The sequence below is a fragment of the Bacteroides sp. AM32-11AC genome (genome assembly GCF_003603515.1).
Classification (GTDB): domain Bacteria; phylum Bacteroidota; class Bacteroidia; order Bacteroidales; family Bacteroidaceae; genus Bacteroides; species Bacteroides uniformis.
Genome location: NZ_QTNH01000008.1, coordinates 167,217 through 192,454, shown reverse-complemented (window position 1 = coordinate 192,454; position 25,238 = coordinate 167,217). Strand labels below are relative to the sequence as shown.

Below are 25,238 nucleotides of genomic sequence, written 5' to 3'. Positions count from 1 at the left end.
ATTTAAATTTTTACTCCTTCCAGCAACTCCAGATACATCCCTATCGCCTCCTCTATCTCCTTGACAAAGATAAATTCATCGGCAGTGTGTGAACGGGCACTTTTCCCCGGCCCCATCTTTAGAGAAGGGAACGGCATCAGTGCCTGGTCGGACAAGGTCGGTGAGCCGAAAGGAGTACGTTTCATGGCAATGGCCTTTTGCACTACCGGATGCTCCGGAGCTACGTGTGAAGAGCTTAGCCGGAAGGAGCGGGCTTTGGCTTCACACGTGATGTGTTTCTGTATTTCATCGAATAGCTCATGATTGCTATAACACTCGTTGCTGCGAATGTCTACGACAAAAGTACAACGGTCGGGAATGACGTTATGCTGTGTACCGGCGTTTACCATGGTTACGCTCATTTTCACGGGACCCAGCAGGGAAGATTCTTTTGGAAAACGGTAATCACGAAACCAGGCAATATCATCCAATACCTTATATATAGCATTATCTCCCTCGCTTCGGGCAGCATGTCCCGATTTTCCGGTAGCAGTTACGTCCAGCACCATCAATCCTTTTTCTGCAATGGCAGGTTGCATCTCTGTCGGCTCGCCTACAATGGCAAACTGTATGGGAGGGAGTTCCGGCAATACGCATTCTATTCCCCCTTTGCCTGATACTTCCTCCTCACACGAGGCAAGATATATCAGATTGTAGGCCTGAGTGGTGCGGCACAATGTCAGGAATACTTGCAGCAGGCTGACTACACTGGCTCCGGCATCGTTGCTGCCCAGCCCGTAGAGCTTTCCATTACTTTCCAGCGTTGGTTTGAAAGGATCTTTCCGCCACCCGTTGACGGGTTTTACGGTGTCGATATGGGAATTCAGCAGCAAGGTCGGTTTCTTTAAGTCGAACATCGGGCTGAGGCACCATACATTGTTGCCTTTACGTCCTGTTGCCATGCCTTGCATTTCGATATAGTTCTGCAGATAATCTGCCGCCTTCTCCTCGTCGCGGCTCAAGGAAGGAATGGCTATCAGTGATTTGAGCAATCCGATTGCTTCGGAAGTTAAAGTCGGTATATCGTAAATCATATTCGGTAAATAAATAATCTGGCCGCAAACTTACGGATAAAAAATGAAAAGGACGCCAAACCGACGTCCTTTCTGTTTTTTCAATATTGTTTAGAAGAAGCAACTGAGTGATATCATCAAGTTGCGGTTTTTGTTGCCTGAATCTTTAATGTTCTCTACCAGTCCCCAGTCATAACCGATGGAAATCTGATATTTCTGACTGAATTCGACTCCGGCTTTTAATCCGAGACCGAAATCAAAACGCTTCATGGCATCATCCCCGAATACATTGGTGGAGTTATCATCAAACTCATATTCGTCAAGAATATCTCCTTCTGCCTTGGCTTTGCCAAAAAGACCGATGGCTAAATAAGGACCGGCATTGCCGAATATGGCAAAGTTCTCATTCACTGCATATTTATAGCCAATGTGTACAGGAATTTCCAGGTAGTAGGGATTGAACTTGATAGAAGCAGCAGAGCCTCCGTCTATTTTGGCTCCTTTCAGCGTAAGTAATGCACCCATATCGAGGTAGACTCCTTCTGAAATTTGAGGCAATCCTACTTCAGCCTTTACCCCAGCATGAAAGCCTATTTTACTGTCGAAACCGGTAATGGAGAAGTTACTGGAGTTCATGCCGACTGTTGCTCCCCATCTGAGGTTGTCTTGGGCATTGATGCTTGCTAAACCTATGGTCAGCATAGCCATTAAAAGCAATACTTTTTTCATGTTCATTGAATTTGATTTAGTTTGTATATCACCACAAATATATAGATATTTAATATATTTCTATTGTTTTAATGGTAAAGAAAGTTTCTTTTGTGGATAATTTGCTAACGGATGGTCGGATACTTTAAAGGTAAAGTTTGAATAATTACCCGCTAATATCAAATTAGTTTCAAATGAAACCACTACCTTTGTACCGTATTTACCAATATCAAAAGTTATGACTTATCATCATTTATCTGTCCTGGTGCATCGCCAGGCAGAGAAGTATGGAGACAAAATAGCCCTGAAATACAGGGACTATGAAACTGCACAATGGATACCCATCTCTTGGAAAGAGTTCTCACAGACTGTACGCCGGACTGCCAATGCAATGGTGGCTTTGGGAATAGAGCCACAAGAGAATATCGGTATCTTCTCGCAGAATAAACCCGAATGTCTCTTTACTGATTTCGGTGCATTCGCCAACCGGGCGGTGACTATACCTTTGTATGCTACCAGCTCACCGGCCCAGGCACAGTATATCATCAACGATGCACAGATACGTTATCTGTTTGTAGGCGAGCAGTTCCAGTACGATGCCGCTTTCAGCGTGTTCGGATTTTGCCAGTCTCTGCAGCAGCTCATCATCTTCGACCGTGCTGTGGTGAAAGATCCGCGCGACATGACTTCCATCTATTTTGATGAATTTATGGCAATGGATGAAGAGTTGCAGCACAATGCCATTGTAGAAGAACGTACAGCAGCTGCCTCAGATGATGACCTCGCCAATATCCTTTATACTTCCGGTACTACCGGTGAGCCGAAAGGTGTCATGCTCCATCATTTCAATTATAGAGAGGCTTTCCGCATTCATGATATCCGATTGCCTTTCATGACAGACCGGGATGTTTCCATGAACTTCCTTCCGCTGACCCATGTATTCGAAAAGGCATGGACCTACCTTTGTATACACCGGGGGGTGCAGGTCTGCATCAATCTCCGTCCACAAGATATCCAAACTACTATTAAAGAGATACGCCCTACACTGATGTGCAGTGTACCCCGTTTTTGGGAGAAAGTCTATGCCGGTGTGCAGGAGAAGATTTCCCAGGAAACCGGTCTGCGTAAAGCGATGATGTTGGATGCCATCAAGGTGGGCAGGACGCATAACATTGATTATTTGCGCCAAGGAAAGACTCCTCCGATGATGCTTCATCTGAAATACAAGTTCTACGAAAAGACCATTTATGCTCTGCTGAAGAAGACGATAGGTATTGAGAACGGTAATTTCTTCCCTACGGCAGGTGCTGCTGTGCCCGATGAAATCTGCGAGTTTGTGCATTCTGTAGGTATAAACATGGTGGTGGGCTATGGTCTGACGGAATCTACGGCTACCGTTTCCTGCTTCCTCAACGAAGGCTATGAGATTGGTTCCGTAGGTACGGTGATGCCTGATGTGGAGGTGAAGATTGGCGAGAACAACGAGATACTTCTTCGTGGTAAGACTATCACTACCGGCTATTACAAGAAACCGGAGGCAACGGCTGCTGCCATCGACCGTAACGGTTGGTTCCACACGGGTGATGCCGGTTATTTGAAGGATAGCCATCTGTATCTGACGGAGCGTATCAAAGACTTGTTCAAGACTTCCAACGGAAAATACATTTCGCCGCAGGCATTGGAAACGAAGCTGGCTATTGACCGTTACATTGACCAGATTGCTGTCATTGCCGATGAGCGTAAGTTTGTTTCCGCTTTGATAGTTCCCGTTTATGGCTTTGTGAAGGATTATGCCAAGGAGAAAGGCATTGCATACAACAATATGGATGAGTTACTGCAACATTCCAAGATACAAGCGTTGTTCCGTGCCCGTATCGATACCTTGCAGCAACAGTTCGCCCATTACGAGCAAGTGAAGCGCTTCACGCTCCTGACCGAACCGTTCAGCATGGAGCGTGGCGAGCTGACGAACACGCTGAAGCTGAAACGCTCTGTAGTGGCAAAGAACTACAAGGGGCTGATTGACAAGATGTACGAGGAATAAAACTTTGTTTTTTTGTTTATAACCGTCCGACCTGGGGTGAATCTTTTTCATTCCGGGCCGGACGGTCTGTTTTTTATCTCCTTCTTCTGAACAGAAAGAAACTACCCCCTGCACTGCGAGAAACTAATCATCTGTACACTGCTGACTGGCAGTTTTTATGCTTCTTATTATTCTTACAACAGCTGTTGTAAGAAAAGAACACAGCTGTTATAAGAAAAGAACACAGCTGTTGTAAGAAACTAACATGACTGTGATAAGAATAATGAGATGCGAGAAAATAGTTAGTTTGTCGCAGTGGAGAGGTTAATTTGTTGCGGTGCCGGGGGAGAGTTCTCTTGTAGATAATGAAAGCCTCACTCTTAGGCGAGGGAGAGAAGGGTGATGCCGTAATCTGCTTAAAACCATGCAATAAAGCACCGGTTCTGCCAGCAGCTTTTCTTCATTAACTTTTATTAGCAAACAAATCTTCCTTTTCCGATAGGGTTGTGGTTGTGCCCCCGGTTTTATATACGAGAGCTTAAAAGAAATCTGCAGAATAAAGACATTTGGATAAGCTTAAATATTAACCGTAACATACTAATAGCCTATGAAGCATACAAAGAAGAAGAAATGAGAGGAACAGCCAATCAGACTGGCCGATCGGGATAACAGATTTCCGAGAATCTGTTTATTAACTTAACACATATTTAATCTAATATTTATTTTCCGAAAAACAGCTTATGAAAAAAAGAATTATGCTGACCTTGGTTTGCCTGATGGCGGCCATTAGCTGGGTAGCAGCCCAAAATTCCCCCATTACCGGTATCGTTATTTCAGCTGAAGACAATGAACCGATTATCGGAGCTTCCGTATTGGTAAAAGGAAGTACTACCGGAGCCGTAACAGATTTAGACGGTAAATTCACTATTACAGATGCGCCCGCAGGTGCCACGACACTGCAAGTGTCTTTCGTAGGTATGATAACACAAGAAGTTCCCATCACTCCGGGAACGATAAGAGTCACATTAAAGAATGATGCCAAGCTACTGGATGAAGTGGTGGTAACGGCATTGGGTATCGCAAAGAAAGAAAAATCACTGACTTACTCTACTCAAGTGGTGAACGGCGACGAATTGGTTCGTGCCAAGGATCCCAACATGATGAATGCGCTGGCCGGTAAGACGGCAGGTGTGCAAATCAACAAGAGTTCTTCCGGTCTGGGTGGTTCTTCCAAGGTCATCATCCGTGGTAACCGTTCTGTAAGTGGTAATAATCAGCCTCTTTACGTGATAGACGGGGTGCCGTTTGGTTCCTCCACCAACGAAAATACTTCAACTACCATTGGTGGTGATAATGACAGTGGTAACTACGACCGTGGCGACGGTATCTCCAATTTGAATCCCGATGATATTGAGAGTATGAATATCTTGAAAGGTCCTGCGGCAGCCGCTTTGTATGGTAGCTCGGCTGCCAACGGTGTGGTAATCATCAATACCAAAAGAGGTAAAGAAGGTCGTGCCAGCATTTCTTTCAATACCAATACCACTTTTGATATGGCTGCCTATGGTATTCCCGAATTCCAGAATAATTATACCGGCCAAACGACCAGCTGGGGCGGTAAGATAAACGGTAGTCCCGACTATACTGACGATTTCTTCAAGACAGGTGTTACCACTATTAACTCTCTTTCTTTAAGTATGGGTTCAAAGGCTATGCAGACTTATTTCTCCTATGCCAATACTTACGGCAAGGGTGTGGTAGAAGGCAACCGTTTGGTGAAACATAACTTTAATTTCCGCGAAACAGCAAATTTCTTCAATAATAAGTTGACGGTCGATGCCAACGTCAATGCCATGTATCAGAAAGGAAATAACCGTACCACTTCAGGAGGTTATTATATGAATCCTTTGGTCGGTTTGTACCACTTCCCGCGTGGTGGTGTAGAGGGTGGTAAAGATTTTAACTACTACAAGGATAACTATCAAGTGTTGAATACCGGACGTAATATTATGGATCAAAACTGGTATAAGACTTCCGGAACCGATATGGAGCAAAATCCTTATTGGCTTATCAACAAAGTGCCTAATGAAGATACGAGGTACCGTACTTTGATAAACCTGAGTGTGAAATACCAGATTAACGATTATTTCAGTATCCAGGCTCGTGGTAGCGCCGACTATATAGTGGATAAAGACAATACCCGTATGTATGCAGGTACCAGCCCTATCCTCTGCGGTATGAATGCTGCCGGAACCGGAACCAATGGCCGTTACAGCTATAATGAGCAAAGTGAACTTTCTACTTATGGAGATGTCCTCTTTACGTATCAACAACAGTTCGAGAACTTCAGCTTTAATGCATCAGTCGGTGGCAGTATCAATGATTATAATGGCAATGGAACCGGTTTCGATTCCTATCCGGGTACACTCTCCATTCCCAATGTATTTACGATGCAGAATGTGACTCTCAATGCAGGCTCTTTGAGTGATTGGAGAAAACATACACAAAGCCAGAGCGTGTTCTTTACCGGTCAGATTGGTTTAAAAGACCAGCTTTTCCTTGACGTGACGGCACGTAATGACTGGACTTCTACCTTGGCCTATACCAAGTATAAGAACAAGGGCTTTTTCTATCCGTCAGTAGGTCTTACCTGGTTGCTCAACGAAACTTTGAAGTTGCCTTCCTGGATTAGTCTTGGGAAAATCCGTGGTGCATGGTCACAAGTAGGTAACGGTTTGGATACCTATCTCTCCAATCCACTTAATACGATTACAAAGAACGGCAGTATCAGCTTTAATACAACTTCTCCTTTTGATGAGTTGAAACCTGAAAAGACGACCTCTCTGGAATTTGGTACTGAATGGCGCTTCTTTGACAGCCGCTTGGAGTTTGACTTTACTTACTATAAGACGAATACAAAGAACCAGCTCTTCACCTTGCCTGCTCCTTCCGGTTCAGAGTACAATACCTATTATGTAAATGCAGGTGACATTCAGAACAGCGGTATAGAAATTATGATGAACGCCACTCCGGTGATGACCAATAGTTTCCGTTGGAAAACAGGTGTCAACTTTGCCACCAACAAGAACGAAGCCAAAGCATTGGCCGGTGAAGCATTGGGATATTTCCAATTTAGTGGCGGTGAGAGTAATAATGTATGGAGCCGTCTGGAAGTAGGAGGTTCGTTCGGCGACTTCTACGGAACAACTTTTGAACGTGACGATAACGGTAAAATCAAGTTTGGCGATGACGGTCTGCCATTGGTGAACAAATCCGATCCTAAAAAGCTGGGTAACTCAAATCCTGATTTCAATTTAGGATGGAGCAATACGCTTACCTGGAAAGACTTCTCGTTGTATTTCCTTATTGACGGACGCTTTGGTGGTAAAGTGATGTCACTGACAGAAGCCGACCTTGACCAGCAAGGTGTGAGCAAGGCTACCGGTGATGCACGTGACCGTGGATATGTGATGCTCGAAGGGCATAAGATATCCGGAGAGCAGGCTATACAAGATTTTTATAATCTGGTGGGCGGACGTGCCGGTGTGACAGAGTACTATACTTACAGTGCCACTAATATTCGTTTGCGCGAACTTTCCATAGGATACAATCTGCCCCAGGCATGGCTGACTAAGATTGGTGTTATCAAGAGTGCACAAATTTCGCTGGTGGGCCGTAACTTGTTCTTCTTCAAGAACAATGCTCCTTATGATCCCGATGGTATGCTGTCTACCAGCAACCGTTTGCAGGGTGTCGATGTGTTTGGTATGCCTACCAACCGTTCGATAGGTTTCAACTTGAAGGTTAACTTTTAAATAGACTTATAATTATGAAGAATATATTGAAATATACGGCAACTGCGTTGCTGGCAGCTTCCATGTTTACCGCATGTACCGGTGCATTCGATGACTTGAATACCAACCCGAAAGGAGTAAGTGACGAAGAATTGAAGCAGGACAACAACTATATAGGCATGCATTTTATTCCGATGATGCAGTCCATCTATTATAATAATGGCGGTGGTACTAATCCGTGGGAATATCAGCTGATACAGAATCTGAATGCGGATATGTGGTCGGGCTATGTAAGTACGGCTACTGCCTTTGCAGGTAATGTAAATAACATTACTTATGCGATGAATGCCGGATGGAATGATAACTGCTGGGATTATGCTTATAATCATGTGATGTCCCAGAGTCTTAAAATTACGCGCAAATGTGAGAAAGACATGGAGACATATTCCCATTTCGCAGCCATCAATACCATTTGTCGTGTGATAGCCATGTCTCGTTTGGCCGATCAATACGGGTGTATTATCTATACTCATTATGGTGAATCGGCTACAGGTGGTACTTATGATTCCGGGCAGGATGTTTACAAGAAGTTCTTTGAAGAACTGAGGGAGGCTGCTGATGAACTGCGTGCAGTGAAGGACAAAGATGTGGCTTCGTTCGCTCCGTTTGACTATGCTTATGGGGGTGACCTCAATAAATGGGCCAAATTGTGTAATACTATCCGTTTGCGTCTGGCCATGCGTATCGTGAAATACGACGCTGCATGGGCAAAGAGCGAGGCTGAGGCTGCCATGAATGATAGTAATGGGCTGATTGAAACCAATGATGCGAATTTTGGTATTGCTGGAAACGGTTATGTGAACCCGCTTTACGGCCTGGCCTTCAGCTATGGCGACTGTGTGCTCAATGCCAATATTCCCTCTCTGCTGGGAGGGATGAATGATGCCCGTTTGGAAAAGTATGCCACAACAAATGCTGACGGTGATTTCTTCGGTATCCGTAATGGTGTGAAAGGTTTGGAAGAGGGCAAGAACTCGGATAATTACAAGGCGATTGTGAGCAAACCTAATCTGGTTGCAACGTCTCCGGCTATTTTGGCTACTGCCGGTGAAACGATTCTTCTGGAAGCTGAAGCTGCCCTGCGTGGTTGGAATGTGAACGGTAAAGGTACTGCTAAGGATTTGTACGAGAAGGGAGTGAAGGCTTCGTTTGAACAATGGGGAGCTGCTGTAGGCGATTATTTGAGTGGCACTACTACTGCTGCTGCTTATGTGGATCCTATTATTCCGGCAGCCAGTATCGAAGGTCAAAGCAAGGTGACCGCTCAATGGGATGAGTCTTTGAGCAACGAGGAGAAATTTGCTAAGATTGCTACACAGCGCTGGATTGCTGTCTATCCCGAAGGTATGAACGGTTGGGCCGAGTTGCGTCGTACCGGTTATCCTAAACTATTCCCAGTGATGGTAAATTACAGCCAGGGTGAAATTGATACTGACCTTGGACCACGTCGTTTGCCTTTTACCATTAATGAAAAGGACAATAATCCTACCGGTTATGCCAAAGCTGTCGAAATGCTTGGTGGTCCTGATAATGCGGCAACCCGTGTATTCTGGGATGTGAACAAATCGAATTTCTGATATCCTTACTGAGTAAAAGGTATGCCGGAGACAGCTTCGGCATACCTCCTTAATCTCTTGAAAGGGAATCATTTTATTTTGATAGATTTCAAATATCTTCAGATAGAGTTTAAACCTCTGTCTGACTATTCTTGCTTAATATTGTAGCTTGATTTATGTTAGCTGAAAAGAACAAGTTTCGTGCGAAAAATTGAATTAAACTTATTTACTGTATATGAGGAATATCATTAAACCTCTCTGCTTGTTGACCGGTCTGCTTTGTACCCCGGCTGTTTGGCTTCATGCCCAAGTAGATGAAAAGTTGAAAGCCGACATCGTCAGTACGGGTTACGTGCACAGTCCGTTGCCGCTCGACGAGACAAAGGCTTTCGAGACATTCGGCTTGAAAAAGAAAGTGTTGGAAACTATGATGCTGTGTGATATGGAGGATTTCTCCAAATGGTCGCACAAGGGCATCGGTAAGATTGGTTTGACTGACGAACGGAGCAAGTCTGGCAAGCATAGCCTGCGTCTGGAAGCTCCTGTCCATCCGGAGGAGATTCTCGGCTGGGGGTTGGGACGCGGTACTTGCATGGCCTCTTATGATATAGGAGGTGTGAACTGGGAAGGTTACAACCGCCTGAAGTTCTATATCTATCCCACGTGCGAAGGAGCACGCAGCATTTACCTGAACCTCTATGTGGAAAATGACGGAGAAATAAAAGTACCCGACATTTACGGTCGGGAAGGATACCACGAAATCAACTTGAAAAACAACCAATGGAACGAATGTTTCGTCGAGATGTCCGGGCTGGCGCGCGACAAGGTGACCAAGATTTCATTTGCTATCGAAGTGTTCGGCAAGGAACGCACTATGGGAGATTCCCTCCGTTTCGATGTGGATGCCGTGGAATTGCAGAAAGTGGAGAATCCGGAAACCGTGAAAGGCTGGATGCCCGCACAAAACCGCATCATCTTCTCTACTACCGGTTATGGCATAGAGAGTCCCAAGAGCGCCATTGTCAATGTGGAAAAGCACGGCGGACAGTTCCAGTTGAAGGATGCCGCGACGCAGGCCATTGTCTATACCGGCCCCATCCGTAAGGAAAAGACCGGTCTGGGAGAGTTCGAGACGATAGACTTTTCCGACTTCAAGACGCAGGGACGTTACGTCATTCAGGTAGGGGATGTCACCACCTTGCCTTTCTATATCCATAAGGATGTGTGGGAGGATTCTGCCTGGCGGATGGTCAACTTCCTGTTTTGCGAACGTTGCGGTTATCCCGTTCCCGGAAAGCACGGGGCTTGTCATAATGACTTGCATGCCACTTACAACGGACATATTATTCCTATAAACGGAGGATGGCACGATGCTGCCGACATGTCCCAACAGACCTTACAGACGGGAGAAATAGCCTATTCCTTGCTCTTGATGGCCGAACGCGCCAAAGAAAAAGGCAATGTCGACTTGTACAACCGCCTGATGGAAGAGGCTTTGTGGGGAATGGACTATGTGATGAAGACCCGGCTGGGCGATGGTTACCGTGCACAGACATGGGGTACCAATCTATGGACTGACGGTGAGGTAGGCACCGACGACGATGCCGGCCGCCGTGAACTGCTTGTCCATAACGGAGCTTTGGAAAACTTCCTGCTTGCAGGAATTGAAGCGTATGCCTCCATGATGGTTGAGAAGGATGAAGCCCTCAGGAGCAATCTGAAAAAGATTGCAAAGGAAGACTTCGGTTATGCCATGAAACGCTTTAATGAGTTGGGCTTTGCCGAACTGATAAAGAAGGGTGGGGGACATGCCGCCATGGCATCCGAAAGCCAGTATCACGCCAATATTTCATGGGCAGCCAGCATGCTCTACAAGCTGACCGGCGAACAGCAGTATGCCGATGAGGCCGTGAAGGCTATCCGCTACACCTTGCAGTGCCAGCGCACCGAACCGCTGAAAGACAAAGACAAGACCTGCGGCTTCTTCTACCGTGATTTGGCCAGGAAGTCCATTGTACACTATACCCACCAGTCCCGCGACTATGCCTATATGGAAGCCCTTGCCGCCCTTTGCGAGACACAGTCCGGCCATGCCGAGTATGAGCAGTGGATTCGTGCCATGAAACTCTATGGCGGTTATCTGAAGAATATCATGAAGTATGTATATCCTTATGGAATGGTGCCCAGTGGCATCTATCACAAAGATGAAGTGAAGGATTCCGCCAACTTCTACGCCGTTCAGGTAGGGATTCGCAGCGGTGCCGATAAGGATTTCGAGGAACAACTCGAAAACGGTATCCGTCTGGATAAAGAGCATTATTTGCGCATATTCCCCGTCTGGTTCTCGTTTAAGGGAAATATTGCCGTACATTTGTCTACCGGTAAAGCTGCCGCTATCTGTGCCAGGGTACTGAAGGACAAGGAACTGAAAGACATTGCAGAACAGCAGCTCTTCTGGGTTGTAGGCCGGAATCCTTTCGGGCAGTCCATGATTTATGGGGAAGGCAGCAACTATCCGCAGCTCTACACGGCATTGCCCGGAGAAACGGTGGGAGAGATACCCGTAGGCATGCAGTCCTATTTCAATGAGGACGCGCCCTATTGGCCACAGTTCAATACGGCTACTTATAAAGAGGTGTGGGGCTCTTCGGCAGCCAGATGGCTGATGTTGGTTTCTGAATTCTAAAGCAAGATGATATGAGTGACAAGACTGTTTATTCACGGCGCAACCTGGCCATCGACATGCTGAGGGCATTGACCATGTTCATCATGATTTTCGTCAATGACTTCTGGAAAGTGCATGACGTACCCCATTGGCTGGAACATGCCGTCTATGGTGAGGATTTTATGGGACTGGCGGATATTGTATTCCCCTGCTTTTTGTTTGCAGTGGGAATGTCCATACCTTACGCCATTGAGCGCAGATATGCCAAGGGCTTCTCGGCAGAGTCCACCTTGGGGCATATCCTTTCCCGCACCTTTGCCTTGCTGGTGATGGGGGCGTTTATAACGAACTCGGAGTTCCGGCTTTCACCGGAAGCTCCCTATCCGATAGGAGTATACTGGTTCCTGATGGCCATAGGCTTTATCGGTGTGTGGAACCAATATCCAAAACCGGCTTCCGGCACTCAGAAGAACCTTTTCCGTGCTTTTAAAATAATCGGAGTATTGGTTCTCCTTTACCTTGCCTTCACGTTCCGCAATCCGCAGGGAGGTGTATTCGGTGCCTATTGGGGAATATTGGGCTCCATCGGCTGGACCTATCTGGTATGTGCCGTAATCTATATCTTCAGCCGTGACCGGTTGCAGTATCTGCTGCCTGCCTGGGGTGCCTTTATCCTGATATGCCTGCTGGGTACGCCTTTGCGCGAGGGCTTTGGTGGTGAGGCTATCCTTGCCTTTCCCGAACGCAACTTCTATCAGGGCATGTTGTCCATCCTGCATATCGGCAACGGGGCTTTGCCCGCATTTACAATGGGAGGTGTCATCCTTTCCATTCTCAGCGCCCGCTATGCCGGCAAGGGTGACGGCTGGAAACTCCGCAATGGGCTGACGGTTGCCGTTCTGCTTCTGCTGGTCGGAATTGGGACACACCATTTCTGGATTGTGGCCAAGATGGGTGGTACTCCTCCCTGGGTGTTCTATGTGACTGCCATTTCCGTGGGGCTCTACACACTGCTCGGCTATCTGGTCAGCCATCAGGTCACAGGTTGGTTCAACCTGATACGCCCTGCCGGAACGGCTACGCTGACCACTTATCTGGTACCTTATGTCTTCTATGGCTTTGCTGATGTGACCGGTGTTGTCCTGCCGGACTGGTTCACACATGGATTCATGGGGCTGGTCAACTGCCTTTGTTTTGCCTTTGTGGTAATCGGCGTTACGTGGGTGATGGAAAAACTGCATGTTAAACTTAAAATTTAGATAGAATGAAAAAGAGCTTTTTACCTGCATTCTTGCTGCTGTTCCTTGCGCTGGGCATGTTCTCGTGCCAGCAGGGAGCTAAGGAAACAACCAAGGAATATCCCATGTTCTGGACGTGGCTGGACTATCGTCCCGGCATGAACTTCGACTCCATCTGCCAAGTGATGAACGACATCGGCATGGATGGAATTATGCTGAATGCGCCGACTCCCGACGATTACCGGGCTGCCATACCGGTTGCCCATAAACACGGAATCGAAGTGTATGCCTGGTTATGGACCATGAATCTGGAACACGACCGTGACAAGATATTGAAGGAGCATCCCGAATGGTTCAGCGTGAATCGTAACGGCAAGAGCCTGGCAGACACTACCGCCTATGTAGGCTATTACAAGTTTCTCTGCCCGGCATTGCCCGAAGTCCGCGAGTTCATCAAGGAAAAAATCAAGGCCTACTGCGAAGTGGAAGGCTTGAATGGCATTGCCATCGACTATCATCGTTTTGTGGATGTGGTGCTTCCCACCACCTTGTGGCCCCATTATGGCATTGTGCAGGACCGTGAATACGCTGCGTGGGATTACGGTTACCATCCGGAAATGCTCAGGTTGTTCAAGGAGCAGCATGGTTATGACCCCCGCGAGCAGGAAGACCCTTCCCTCGATGTGAAGTGGCGCCAGTTCCGTTGCGACCAGATAACCGAAGTGGCCAATATGATTGCCGAAGTGGTGCACTCCTACGGCAAGACAATGGCTGCCTCCCCGTTCCCCACCCCGAAGATGGCTTCACGCATGGTGCGCCAGGACTGGGGCAAATGGAATCTCGACATCGTGTTCCCGATGGTTTACCATACCTTCTATACGGGCGATGCCAGCTTCATTTCCGACTGTACGGTTGAGAATGTACGCGACAAGAACGATATGACTACACTGTACTGCGGCATGACCGCCACCGACGGCCCGATGATGTTCGAATGCATGGATGCCGCTCTCAACAACGGCGCCCAGGGAATTGCCGTATTTACCATTCATGGACTGCGTTCTCCGGAGGTGAAGAGGCAGTTCAAGGCTTATACGGACAGTGTCAGAGTCGTGCGTGCCGCCAATGGCGGGGTGATAAAGGCTACCCATCCCGAAGTGGCGGATCCCGACCCCTTCAAGCATGAAGGCATTATGAAGCTGATGCAGGAACGCATGCAGCAAATCATAGCCAAGGCTGCCGGCAAGGAAGAGCCGGCTCCGCTGGCATTGGGCGAGTACAAGGAGGTGGATTCCTATGACGCGACACGCTGCTACCAAGTGGTGGATGAGAATAGCAAGACTACTTTTGACGTGACATTCTATCTTTACGGCGACGTTGTTTCCGGTTGGGATGTAGCAGTAGCAGACAAGGCTTCTACTAATAAGAAATGAAAGGACGTTTTATGATAGTGAGAGATTACGGGAGCAAACTCCTTCTGCTCTTGGTGTTTTCAATGGTAGGCATGGTTTGTTGCAATGCCCAGAGTGGAAAGAGCTTGTCCGTAAAGAAAGTAATGTGTACGGCTTCACCGGAAGGTGAGGCTGTGCCGTCCTTGCTGGACGAGAACGGGATAGAGTTTCAGCCCCTTGATGTGGTCAACTGGAAAGATTATCCCTACAAGCCGGAAGTGAGTTTCCGCATAGCCCATACGGGGCGCGAAATCCTGCTCCACTACAAAGTGAAGGAAGCCAGTGTGCGTGCAGTGGCCTCCGGAGACAATGGCCGGGTATGGGAAGATGCTTGTGTGGAATTCTTCGTATCTCCCGAAGGTGACGACCGCTATTACAATTTCGAATGTAACTGCGCCGGCAGGCTGCTGATTCAGGGAGGTGCAGTCAATGAGCGCCGTCCTACGGCGAGTCAGGAGGTGCTGGGCATGGTGAAACGTTGGAGCTCGTTGGCCGGCGAACCTTTCGAGGAACGTTTGGGCGAGTGCAGCTGGGAACTGGCCATGGTTATTCCCGTTTCCGCTTTCTTCCAGCATTCCGTCGGTTCTCTGGACGGAAAAACAATGAAAGGGAATTTCTACAAGTGTGGTGACAAACTCCAGACTCCCCACTTCCTTTCTTGGAGTCCTATCGGGCTGGAACGCCCCATGTTCCACTGTCCGGCCTTTTTCGGCACCTTGTCTTTTGAATAAATCTTTAGGGTGTTCTGGTGGAATCATTTGCCGTTAGCATTACTTATTGGATTGACAATTGCGGAATTATGTGTTTTTTTATACCTTTGCACTTCCTAAATTGTAAATGCATATATGATTACCGCAGAACAACTGAAAGATATCAAAGAACGTACCGAGGCGTTGAACCGCTATCTGGACATTGAAGGAAAGAAGATACAGGTGGAAGAAGAGCAGCTCCGCACCCAGGCTCCCGGTTTCTGGGACGACCAGAAGGCTGCCGAGGCTCAGATGAAGAAAGTGAAAGGCTTGCAGCAATGGATTTCCGGCTACAATGAGGTAAAGACCTTGGCCGATGAGGTACAACTGGCTTTCGACTTTTACAAAGACGAACTGGTGACTGAAGAGGAAGTGGACGATGCCTATGTCAAGGCAATCACTGCTGTCGAGGCTCTCGAACTCAAGAATATGCTTCGAGAGGAAGCCGACCAGATGGACTGTGTGCTGAAAATCAACTCAGGTGCCGGTGGTACGGAGAGCCAGGACTGGGCAAGCATGCTGATGCGTATGTATCTGCGCTATGCCGAGACTCACGGCTATAAGGCCACCATCGCCAACCTTCAGGAAGGAGATGAGGCAGGTATCAAGACTTGTACCATCGAGATTTCCGGCGATTATGCCTACGGCTACCTAAAAGGTGAGAACGGTGTACACCGCTTGGTGCGTGTTTCGCCCTACAATGCCCAAGGCAAGCGCATGACTTCTTTTGCATCCGTGTTCGTCACTCCCTTGGTAGATGATACCATCGAGGTGAACATCGAACCTGCCCGCATGTCATGGGATACCTTCCGAAGTGGTGGTGCCGGTGGACAGAACGTCAATAAGGTAGAGTCCGGTGTCCGTCTGCGCTATCAGTATAAGGACCCATATACGGGCGAAGAGGAAGAAATCCTGATTGAAAATACCGAGACACGAGACCAGCCCAAGAACCGCGAGAACGCTCTCCGCCTTCTCCGTTCCATGCTTTACGACAAGGAACTCCAACACCGCATGGCCGAGCAGGCAAAGGTGGAAGCCGGTAAGAAGAAAATCGAATGGGGTAGCCAGATTCGTAGCTACGTCTTCGACGACCGCCGCGTGAAGGACCACCGTACCAACTTCCAGACCAGTGATGTGAATGGTGTGATGGATGGAAAGATAGACGGCTTTATCAAAGCTTACCTGATGGAGTTTGCAGGAAGTGGCGAATAAATTTTCTCCCTTTCATTTGCATTCTTCCCGAATTTCTTCTTACTTTGTTCATCGTTGAACTTTAAACTATAAAACACACCATGGGAAAAAGTAAAAAGAAAGCAATGCACAGCCAGAAGGAAGAGCAACAAGCCAAGAAAGTGATGATGACGATGGGAGTAATAGCCATTGTATTGGTCATCGCCATGTTTGTGGCTTACTCTTACTGGGGCTGATAAAATCACTGGAAACGACATGCCGCAGGAGATAGAACGGAAATTCCTCGTGACGGGAGAATACAAGCCACAAGCGTATGCACACAGCCGTATCGTACAAGGATACATCAGCAGTGTACGTGGACGGACAGTACGGGTGCGCATCCGCGATGAACGGGGATTTCTCACCATCAAGGGTGCATCCAATGAATCGGGAACCAGCCGCTACGAGTGGGAAAAGGAAATTCCGCTGTGCGAAGCGCGGGAATTGCTGAAGCTGTGCGAACCGGGTATCATCGACAAGACCCGTTACCTGGTGCGCAGCGGACAGCACGTCTTTGAGGTGGATGAATTCTATGGCGAGAACGAGGGACTGACTGTGGCCGAGGTGGAACTCTCCTCGGAAGACGAGCCTTTCGTGAAACCTGCATTCATCGGACGGGAGGTGACGGGAGATGTCCGCTACTATAACTCGCAACTGATGAAACACCCTTTCACCACGTGGTAGCAAACCAATTGTATGCCGTACTTGTTTAATCGTCATGGAGAAACTTTACGACTACCTGCCAAGAGAACTGGTCACCTTCCTTTTGGTCACTGTATTCTCTTTACTCATCGGGCTTTCACAGCGTAAAATCAGCTTGAAGCGCGAAGGGGAAACTACGCTTTTCGGTACCGACCGCACCTTCACTTTTATAGGCATTCTGGGCTATCTGCTCTATATCCTCGACCCTACGGGCTATCGTCTGTTCATGGGAGGAGGAGCCATTCTGGGACTGCTGCTCGGACTGAACTATTATGTGAAGCAGTCACAGTACCATGTGTTCGGAGTAACCACCATCATTATTGCACTCATCACCTACTGTATTGCTCCCATTGTGGCCACGCAGCCGTCGTGGTTCTACGTCATGGTCATAGTGACCGTCCTGCTCTTCACCGAGCTGAAACACACCTTCACGGAACTGGCCCAGCGCATGAAGAACGACGAGATGATTACGCTTGCCAAGTTCCTTGCCATCAGCGGCATTATCCTGCCGATGCTGCCCAATGAGAATCTTATTCCCGGCATCAACCTGACGCCATACAGTATTTGGCTGGCCACGGTGGTTGTATCGGGCATTTCCTACCTTTCTTATCTGTTGAAGCGTTACGTTTTCCATGAGTCGGGCATTCTGGTTTCGGGTATCGTGGGAGGCTTGTACAGCAGCACGGCTACCATTTCCGTACTGGCGCGAAAGAGCCGTAAGGCTTCTGTGCAGGATGCTCCCGAATATGTGGCAGCCATGTTGTTGGCGGTCAGCATGATGTTCCTCCGTTTCTTGATATTGATAGGTATTTTCAGCCGGGAGACGCTACTGGCCATTTATCCCTACCTGCTGATAATGTCGGTGGTAACGGCAGCCGTGGCATGGTATCTGCATTCCAAGCGGAAACGGGTGGACGACGGCACGCAGACCACGGAGGACGAGGACAGCAGTAATCCGTTGGAGTTCAAGGTAGCGCTGATTTTTGCCATGCTGTTTGTGGTGTTCACTATCTTGACCCACTATACGCTGGTGTATGCCGGCACGGGTGGACTGAACTTGCTCTCTTTCATTTCGGGGTTCAGTGACATTACTCCTTTCATCCTGAACCTGCTTCAAGGAACGGGCAGTGTGGCGGTGCTGGTGATTACGGCTTGCAGCATGCAGGCTATTGTCAGCAATATAGCGGTAAACATGTGCTACGCGTTATTCTTTGCCGGTGGAAAAAGCCCTTTGCGGCCGTGGATATTGGGGGGATTCGGCTCTGTTATTGCCGCAAATATCTGTCTGTTACTTTTCTTCTATTTTCTCTAAATTGCTTTCTTTTTGCTTTTTTAACTCCGAAAGTCTCGTAAATGCATGAAAAAGGGGCTATTTTTGCCGAATTCATTGTGACAAAACTCGAACGGGAAACGTCTAATACCAAGACAATAAACATGAATAGTCACTAAATATAAAAACGCAATGAGAACAAAATGGACTGTGCTGCTATGGATGCTGATGATTTCGGGACTGCTTGCAGCGCAAAACACGGCAAACACTTCTTTCCAGGTTAAAGGAATTTTGCTCGACTCACTCACCCAGGAAGGTGAACCTTATGCTACCATTAAAATCGTGAAGAAAGAGGCCCCTGCAAAGGCGCTGAAAATGCTGGTAACGGACATGAAAGGCCAGTTCCAGGAGAAAGTACCCGGTACGGGCAACTTCGTGATGACCATCACTTCCGTGGGGCGTACCCCTATCGTGAAGGATTTCTCTGTGAAGGCTGGAGAGAACCTGGTGGACTTCGGCACACTCTACATCGTGGATGCTTCCAATGAGCTGGGACAAGTGGAAATTGTAGCTCAAAAGCCTTTGGTAAAGGCGGACATCGACAAGATAGAATATAATGTGCAGGATGACCCTGATGCCCAGTCGAACTCTGTGCTGGAGATGCTCCGCAAGGTACCGTTGGTGACGGTGGACGGCGAGGACAATATTCAGGTGAACGGGAGCAGCAGCTTCAAGGTGTACGTCAACGGAAAGCCCAACAACATGATGAGCAATAACCCGACCGAGGTACTGAAGAGTATGCCTGCCAACAGCATTAAGCATATCGAGGTGATTACCAATCCCGGCCCCAAGTATGATGCTGAAGGTGTGGGCGGTATTCTGAACATTGTCACCGTGGGTAGCGGACTCGAAGGCTATACGGCTACGTTCAGTGCCAACGTCAGCAACCGCGGTGCAGGCGGTGGAGCATTCGGTACGATAAAGAGCGGCAAGCTGACTGTCAGCGCCCGCTACAACTACAATTATAATGACCAGCCCCGCAACTACAGCAGCGGCAGCCAGCATGTGACGTCGGAAGCTGTTACGGAGAATTCTTCCAATCTGGACTATGACGGCAGTAACAAGGGCCACGGTTCCTTCCAGTCGGGCAGCATGGAGGCCAGCTACGAAATAGATACACTGCGCTTGGTCACTATGTCTTTCGGACTTTGGGGTGGCGGAAACAAGAGCAACGGCTCTACGGACTACATCGCCACCTTTCCGGAGAACATAAACGCCGCTCCCATTTATAGCTATTCGGCTTTCAACCGCAGCAAGTCTTCCTGGTATTCCATCGATGGAGGTGTCGACTACCAGCGTCTGTTCAAGGTGAAGGACCGCATGCTGACATTCTCCTACAAGATAAACACCCGTCCGCAAACGTCGGATTCCTACACGGAATATGAAATAGACAAAGGCTATAATCCCGATTGGGCTGATTATCTGAAACGTCTGAGAAATTTGCATAACGACGGCGAGCAGAACACCACCGAGCATACTTTCCAGGCCGACTATACCACGCCTATCGGCAAGCTGCATACGCTGGAGGCTGGTGCCAAGTACATTCTGCGCAACAACTCTTCGGAGGACGACCGTTTTGATGCAGACGATACCGGAAAGTATGAATACAACAAGGAGCAGAGCTCGCACTACAAGCATCTGAATGATATTATTGCCGCCTATCTGGGATATGGGCTGAAAGTGAAAAGGCTGTCCGGCCGTTTGGGAGTGCGCTACGAGCATACCATCCAGGATGTGAAGTATCTGGTGGGGCGTGGCGAGGACTTCACAAAGAACTTTGACGACGTAGTGCCTTCCGCCTCCATCGGCTACAAGCTGACGGATATGTCCAATCTGCGCTTGGGCTACAACATGCGTATCTATCGTCCGGGAATCTGGTACCTGAATCCGTATCTGAATGATACCGACCCCTCCTACATCAGTCAGGGTAATTCGGAACTGGACAGTGAGAAGAGCCATGCATTCAATTTGAGTTATAGTAATTTCACGCAGAAGTTCAATATTAACCTTTCAGCACGCTATTCATTCACCAACAACAGTATTGAGAATGTAACGAAGCTCATGCCCGATACGGAGATTGAGGGATTGAAGAACCCCACGGGAAAGGATGTGCTCTATTCTACCTACGCCAACATCGGTAAGACCCGCCGTGCCAGTGTGAGTGCTTACGTCAACTGGAACGCTACTCCCCGTACACGTATCTACATGAACATGAGCGGTGATTATTCTTACATGGAGGGCAGTGAGGGCATGCGTAACGACGGCTGGAGCCTCTTTGCCTACGGTGGTGCACAGCAGACGCTGCCCCACGATTGGCGCATCAGTCTGAATGTCTTCGGACAGACGCCGTGGATTATGCTGCAAGGTAAGGGTAGCAGCTTCTTCGATTATGGCTTGAGTGTCAACAAGTCATTCCTAAACAAGCGTCTCACTTTGTCCGCTTTTGCCAGCAACTTCTTCAAGAAGTATATGGACCAGAGCTCTACTACCGAAGGTGCCGGCTTTATACGCGAAAGCAGCTATAAGTATAGCCGCCAACGTTTCGGCATAAGCGTCAGCTACCGCATCGGCGAGCTGAAGGCAAGCGTGAAGAAGGCTGCACGCACCATCAGCAATGACGATGTGAAGAGTGGCGGTAGCGGTTCCGGTGGCGGCGGTGAATAGACTACTACGAATTCATTTACGGATATATCAGGCAGGTGACTGTTCCGTCCATTGTCATGACGATGAGACGGTGGTCACCTGCCTTCTTCAGTGAGGTGACCGCCGAATGGGATACTTTATGGCTCCAGGCTATCCCGCTTCCGTCTGTCCGCACGGCATGGACCACTCCGAATTCGGTAGGGATGAACACATACTCTTCCGTGGTTTCCATGCGGGTGGGGATGAAATTACCTTCATACGGCATCAATGTATTCCAAAGTGGAGTGTAGTTTCCTTTTGAGACATCTGCTGCCGTAATGTTGTTCTTGATTCCTTTTATGTACATGGTCTTTCCATCCGGAGAGAAACCGATTGATTCGCGTCCTTTCGCTTCATCCGATGCCCAGAGGATTTTTCCGTCTTCCGGGTTGAAGGCGCGTACAAAGTAGTCGGAACTGAGCACTATGACCTGTTCTGATGCTTTTCCATTCTTCCGGTAGGGCAGCACTGTGGGCCAGCAGGCTCCCGGAGAGAAGTATCTTCCGCGTTCGGTGTCGAATTCCCATACTTTTTTCCCGGTTTTCCGGTCGATGGCATAGAACATGGCTCCCCAGGTTCCGATATAGATGCGTTCGTGATCTATAGCCGGGCGGGACTCGATGTAGCCGTTCAGTCCGTCGGTAACCCAATTGAGCGTGCCGTTTGCCAGGCGGATGGAGTAGAATTTTCCGTTGCTGCTGCCTGTATAGACATTGCCGTTTGCTACTGTAGGGCAGGCTACAATGGGGTAATCCGTGTTGAATTTCCAACGGGCGGAACCTTGTTTTTTGTCCAGTGCATGAATAAACCCGTCGCAGGAAGTGACAACCACCAGTTGGGAAGTGATGAAGGGAGCCGAGAAAATCTTATTTCCTGTGGCATAAGTCCATACCGTTTCTCCGTTGCGGGCATTCAGAGCATGAACCATTCCTGCCGTATTGGTATAGATATACAGTTCTCCGTCAATGCTTCCTTGTGAGGCAACGTCGGTTACGTCTTTCTGCTTCCACACCTCACGAACGGCAGGATAGGTGCTGTTGATGCTGAAATCAGGGCGGTAGTAGACGGTATCTTTCTTTTCACCCGGAATGTTCGATGAAGCAATAGCTGTTGCATTCAGGCGGACAACATTCCATGCGGGACGGGTTTCCGTTTGGATGATGCGTTCGCAGAAGGTGATGGAATCTTCGTTGACTGTGACGAGATTATAGCCACCTATCGGGTCTTCCCTCCGCAGGGAGGAGCGCCCGATGACTGCCGGAATGCCTTCGGCGTCATAAGCGCGGTTGGTGTGCAGGTGTCCGGCAAGAGTCACCAGTACATTGCGTGTTTTGAGAATATCCGTCACTTCGTACCAGTTACTTAAATCCCGGTTCAGTGGGAAATGGTTGACGAAAATGACCGGCAGTTCTTTAGGGGTGGCCCGTACAATGGAGTCCAACCAGAGTATTTCCTCACGTGGAATGTGGGGAGGCCCCATGCGCAGGCTTGGTCCGGCACCACAACCGATGAAGCGTACTCCTTGCCAATCGTAGCAGAAGTGGGATGCTTGGAAAATCTTGTTGAACATGGTGCAGCCGTTTTCGCTCCAGTTCACGTCGTGGTTTCCCGGCAGCAGCAGATAAGGTTTCCTGAAGCCTTCCAGTATTTCCTGCAGCAGCAGGAACTCTTTTGTATCACCGAATTCGGTGACATCTCCACTGAGAATCGTGAAGTCCACGGCAGGATTGGCATTGATGTCTTCAATGGATTGCCGCAGGTCGTCTTCGGCATAAGCGAAGGAATTGAGGTGTACGTCACTGAGCCAGGCGAAAGTGAACGAGACGCGGTTACTTTGTCCGTAAGATAGTGCGGACATTGCCATCATGCAGATGGCCAATAAGATACGTTTCATGATGATGATTGGTTTGAATTTGCCCAAAGATAGTGATAATTCTTTTATTAATAAATAATATGTATTGGTTCTCAGGGGAATATTGTATTTTTGTTGATAAGGAATGAACGGAAAATATAGTAACCGGCATTGTAACATTTTCAAGTTCTTTGTATCTAAAGAGTGAATTAAAAAGTGTACAGTGATGGAAAAGTTATTTCTGACTTTAGTATTGTTTTGGTTTTCTGTCTGTTCTTTTGCAGAAGATTACTCTTTTTCGGTGATAAAATCGGGTATAGGAAAGAAGTCTGTCATTTTTATTCCCGGCTTTGCGAGTTCGGGAGACGTCTGGAAGGAGGCAGTGGCGGAATTGGGAACACATTATACCTGCTACGTGTTGACTATGGCTGGTTTTGCCGGTGTACCGCCGGAAAAAAATCCATCCTTCGAGGGCTGGAAAAACGAGATTGCGACATTCATTAAGGAAGAAAGGATTGACAGCCCCATACTCGTAGGGCACAGTATGGGAGGCGGACTGGCACTTGCTGTTGCAGCAGACTTTCCCACACTCGTTGGAAAGATTGTCATAGTGGATGCTTTGCCTTGTTTGATGGCTTTGACCCACCCAGACTTTAACCCCGTAGCGGATAAAGACTGTTCTGATATGATTACCCGGATAACTGCCATGAACCACGAGCAGTTTGTCCGGATGCAGCGAATGAGTGTGGCTAGTTTGACAACGGACTCTTTGAAGTTTGACGAAATCGTGGAATGGGGTGCAGCCTCTGACAGAAAGACGTATGCCGCGATGTATTGTGACTTTGCGAACACGGATTTGAGGGAGCGAATCAGAAGTATTGCCGTTCCGGTCCTGGTCTTGCTGGAACCGCATTTCAAGAATATAGCATCTATTGTAAATGAACAGTATAGGAATCTGCACGGAGTGCGGTTAAGGTATGCCGAGCAGGGATTGCATTTCATGATGTTTGATGATAAGGAGTGGTTTATGAATGAGCTAACCGGTTTTATAAAAGAGTGACGAGTGGAGTTTGAGGCTATATATAGGGAATATTGGAGTAAGGTGTTCCGTCTGTGTATGGGATATGTGAATGATTATGGTCTGGCCCAGGATATGGCTCAGGAGACATTTGTTGCCGTTTGGCAGAAACTGTCGTCATTCAGAAATGAGGCAGCAGTCGGTACTTGGATTTTTCGTATTGCCACCAATCGCTGTCTTCGTCAGTTGGAACGGCAGAGCCGCATGGTTCCGGTTACTCTCTCGACCGACCTGCCCGAAGAAGAAAGGACGGGTATCGGTCTGCGGCTTCGTCTGTTGTATAAACTCATTGCCGAACTTCCGGAGATGGACCGCATCCTCATTTCACTCGAATTGGAAGATGTCAGGCAGGCAGAGATTGCCCGAATCACTGGTCTGTCTGAAGGTAATGTCCGGGTGAGGATTCATCGAATCAAAGCATTGTTGACAAAGAAAATAAGAGCGTATGAAGAGTGACATAGATATAAAAGAATTGTGGCGGAAACAGGCTGTCCCATTTGCCGACTGTTCCGGATTATTCAAGGAGGTAAATCACTTCAAGAGAAAGAAGGTTCTTGAACTGATAGTGCTTAATGCGGTTTTATGGATGACCATCTGCTTTGTTGCGTTTGTCTGGATATACTTTAAGCCGCAATTGTTGGTTACGAAGATAGGGATTCTTTTGACAATCGTGGCTATGGGCACTGTTGCTGTGTTCACTCATAAGATGATTCCCTTGTATAGAATTGTGGATGAGGAGCAATCCAACCGGGAGTATCTGAATGAGTTACTTGCCGTGAGGCGTAAGGAGAACTTTATGCAAACCAAGCTGATGAACTTTTATTTCATCTCGTTGTCTGTAGGAATAGGACTTTATATGTACGAGCATATTCAGGAGAGTTCACTACAGTTCAGGGTCGTTGCCTATTCGGTTTTCCTTCTGTGGGTTGGTTTGAACTGGTTTGTTTTTCGTCCCCGAATTATCCGGAGGAACAGACAGAGACTTGATAGTTTGATTGTCCGGGTGGAGAGGATCAAGACGCAAATAGATGAACTTTAGGGTATTGAATTGCCCAAAAATCCCTTTTTGAA

The 25,238-nt window shown here is 47.9% G+C and carries 18 protein-coding genes; 15 read left to right on the top strand and 3 right to left on the bottom strand.

The window, feature by feature from the left end; genetic code table 11:
• Window positions 1–2: 2 nt before the first annotated feature.
• Window positions 3–1,073: a M20 family metallo-hydrolase gene (locus DW800_RS10700; protein ID WP_061411066.1), complete on the bottom strand. Its 1,071-nt coding sequence runs from the start codon at window positions 1,071–1,073 to the stop codon at window positions 3–5.
• 90 nt (window positions 1,074–1,163) lie between these two features.
• Complete coding sequence (locus DW800_RS10695; RefSeq protein WP_005834577.1) at window positions 1,164–1,781, bottom strand: porin family protein; 618 nt, start codon at window positions 1,779–1,781, stop codon at window positions 1,164–1,166.
• Between the two features lie 217 nt (window positions 1,782–1,998).
• Between DW800_RS10695 and DW800_RS10690 the strand changes: the two genes are divergently transcribed.
• The 12 genes from DW800_RS10690 to DW800_RS10640 all read left to right on the top strand — a co-directional run bounded on the left by DW800_RS10690 (window position 1,999) and on the right by DW800_RS10640 (window position 21,219).
• Window positions 1,999–3,804 carry an AMP-dependent synthetase/ligase gene (locus tag DW800_RS10690; RefSeq protein WP_009037703.1) on the top strand — a complete coding sequence of 602 codons (1,806 nt, stop codon included), beginning with the start codon at window positions 1,999–2,001 and terminating at the stop codon, window positions 3,802–3,804.
• A gap of 719 nt (window positions 3,805–4,523) precedes the next feature.
• Window positions 4,524–7,598: a SusC/RagA family TonB-linked outer membrane protein gene (locus DW800_RS10685; RefSeq protein WP_119958046.1), complete on the top strand. Its 3,075-nt coding sequence runs from the start codon at window positions 4,524–4,526 to the stop codon at window positions 7,596–7,598.
• 14 nt (window positions 7,599–7,612) lie between these two features.
• Window positions 7,613–9,214 (top strand): SusD/RagB family nutrient-binding outer membrane lipoprotein, encoded by a 1,602-nt coding sequence (locus DW800_RS10680; RefSeq protein WP_016272451.1) that lies wholly within the window; start codon window positions 7,613–7,615, stop codon window positions 9,212–9,214.
• 214 nt (window positions 9,215–9,428) lie between these two features.
• Window positions 9,429–11,879: a glycoside hydrolase family 9 protein gene (locus DW800_RS10675; protein ID WP_119958045.1), complete on the top strand. Its 2,451-nt coding sequence runs from the start codon at window positions 9,429–9,431 to the stop codon at window positions 11,877–11,879.
• 11 nt (window positions 11,880–11,890) lie between these two features.
• A complete protein-coding gene (locus DW800_RS10670; RefSeq protein WP_009037709.1) occupies window positions 11,891–13,117 on the top strand; it encodes a DUF5009 domain-containing protein in 1,227 nt (408 codons plus the stop codon).
• 5 nt (window positions 13,118–13,122) lie between these two features.
• Window positions 13,123–14,526, top strand: coding sequence for a family 10 glycosylhydrolase (locus DW800_RS10665; protein ID WP_034529265.1), 1,404 nt, complete (start codon window positions 13,123–13,125; stop codon window positions 14,524–14,526).
• Window positions 14,523–15,275 carry a carbohydrate-binding family 9-like protein gene (locus DW800_RS10660; RefSeq protein ID WP_009037711.1) on the top strand — a complete coding sequence of 251 codons (753 nt, stop codon included), beginning with the start codon at window positions 14,523–14,525 and terminating at the stop codon, window positions 15,273–15,275. The genes DW800_RS10665 and DW800_RS10660 overlap by 4 nt, the downstream gene beginning before the upstream one ends.
• A 114-nt stretch (window positions 15,276–15,389) precedes the next feature.
• A complete protein-coding gene (prfB, locus tag DW800_RS10655) occupies window positions 15,390–16,505 on the top strand; it encodes a peptide chain release factor 2 (RefSeq protein WP_117713767.1) in 1,116 nt (371 codons plus the stop codon).
• A gap of 80 nt (window positions 16,506–16,585) precedes the next feature.
• Window positions 16,586–16,720: a hypothetical protein gene (locus DW800_RS20050; protein ID WP_005830349.1), complete on the top strand. Its 135-nt coding sequence runs from the start codon at window positions 16,586–16,588 to the stop codon at window positions 16,718–16,720.
• A 19-nt stretch (window positions 16,721–16,739) separates the two neighbouring features.
• Window positions 16,740–17,207 (top strand): CYTH domain-containing protein, encoded by a 468-nt coding sequence (locus DW800_RS10650; protein WP_005834595.1) that lies wholly within the window; start codon window positions 16,740–16,742, stop codon window positions 17,205–17,207.
• Between the two features lie 34 nt (window positions 17,208–17,241).
• Window positions 17,242–18,537: an MgtC/SapB family protein gene (locus DW800_RS10645; protein ID WP_005830344.1), complete on the top strand. Its 1,296-nt coding sequence runs from the start codon at window positions 17,242–17,244 to the stop codon at window positions 18,535–18,537.
• Between the two features lie 150 nt (window positions 18,538–18,687).
• A complete protein-coding gene (locus DW800_RS10640) occupies window positions 18,688–21,219 on the top strand; it encodes a TonB-dependent receptor domain-containing protein (protein ID WP_034529267.1) in 2,532 nt (843 codons plus the stop codon).
• Window positions 21,220–21,235: 16 nt separating this feature from the next.
• Here the strand turns inward: DW800_RS10640 and DW800_RS10635 are convergent, their stop codons facing one another.
• Window positions 21,236–23,131: a PQQ-binding-like beta-propeller repeat protein gene (locus DW800_RS10635; protein WP_171029007.1), complete on the bottom strand. Its 1,896-nt coding sequence runs from the start codon at window positions 23,129–23,131 to the stop codon at window positions 21,236–21,238.
• A 184-nt stretch (window positions 23,132–23,315) separates the two neighbouring features.
• Between DW800_RS10635 and DW800_RS10630 the strand changes: the two genes are divergently transcribed.
• Genes DW800_RS10630 through DW800_RS10620 form a run of 3 tightly spaced genes read left to right on the top strand, consistent with a single transcriptional unit; the run spans window position 23,316 to window position 25,206 of the window.
• Window positions 23,316–24,149 carry an alpha/beta fold hydrolase gene (locus DW800_RS10630; RefSeq protein WP_016272457.1) on the top strand — a complete coding sequence of 278 codons (834 nt, stop codon included), beginning with the start codon at window positions 23,316–23,318 and terminating at the stop codon, window positions 24,147–24,149.
• A gap of 3 nt (window positions 24,150–24,152) precedes the next feature.
• Entirely contained in the window at window positions 24,153–24,623 is a 471-nt protein-coding gene (locus tag DW800_RS10625; protein ID WP_009037716.1) for an RNA polymerase sigma factor, read from the top strand.
• Window positions 24,613–25,206 (top strand): hypothetical protein, encoded by a 594-nt coding sequence (locus DW800_RS10620; protein WP_009037717.1) that lies wholly within the window; start codon window positions 24,613–24,615, stop codon window positions 25,204–25,206. The genes DW800_RS10625 and DW800_RS10620 overlap by 11 nt, the downstream gene beginning before the upstream one ends.
• Window positions 25,207–25,238: the final 32 nt, after the last annotated feature.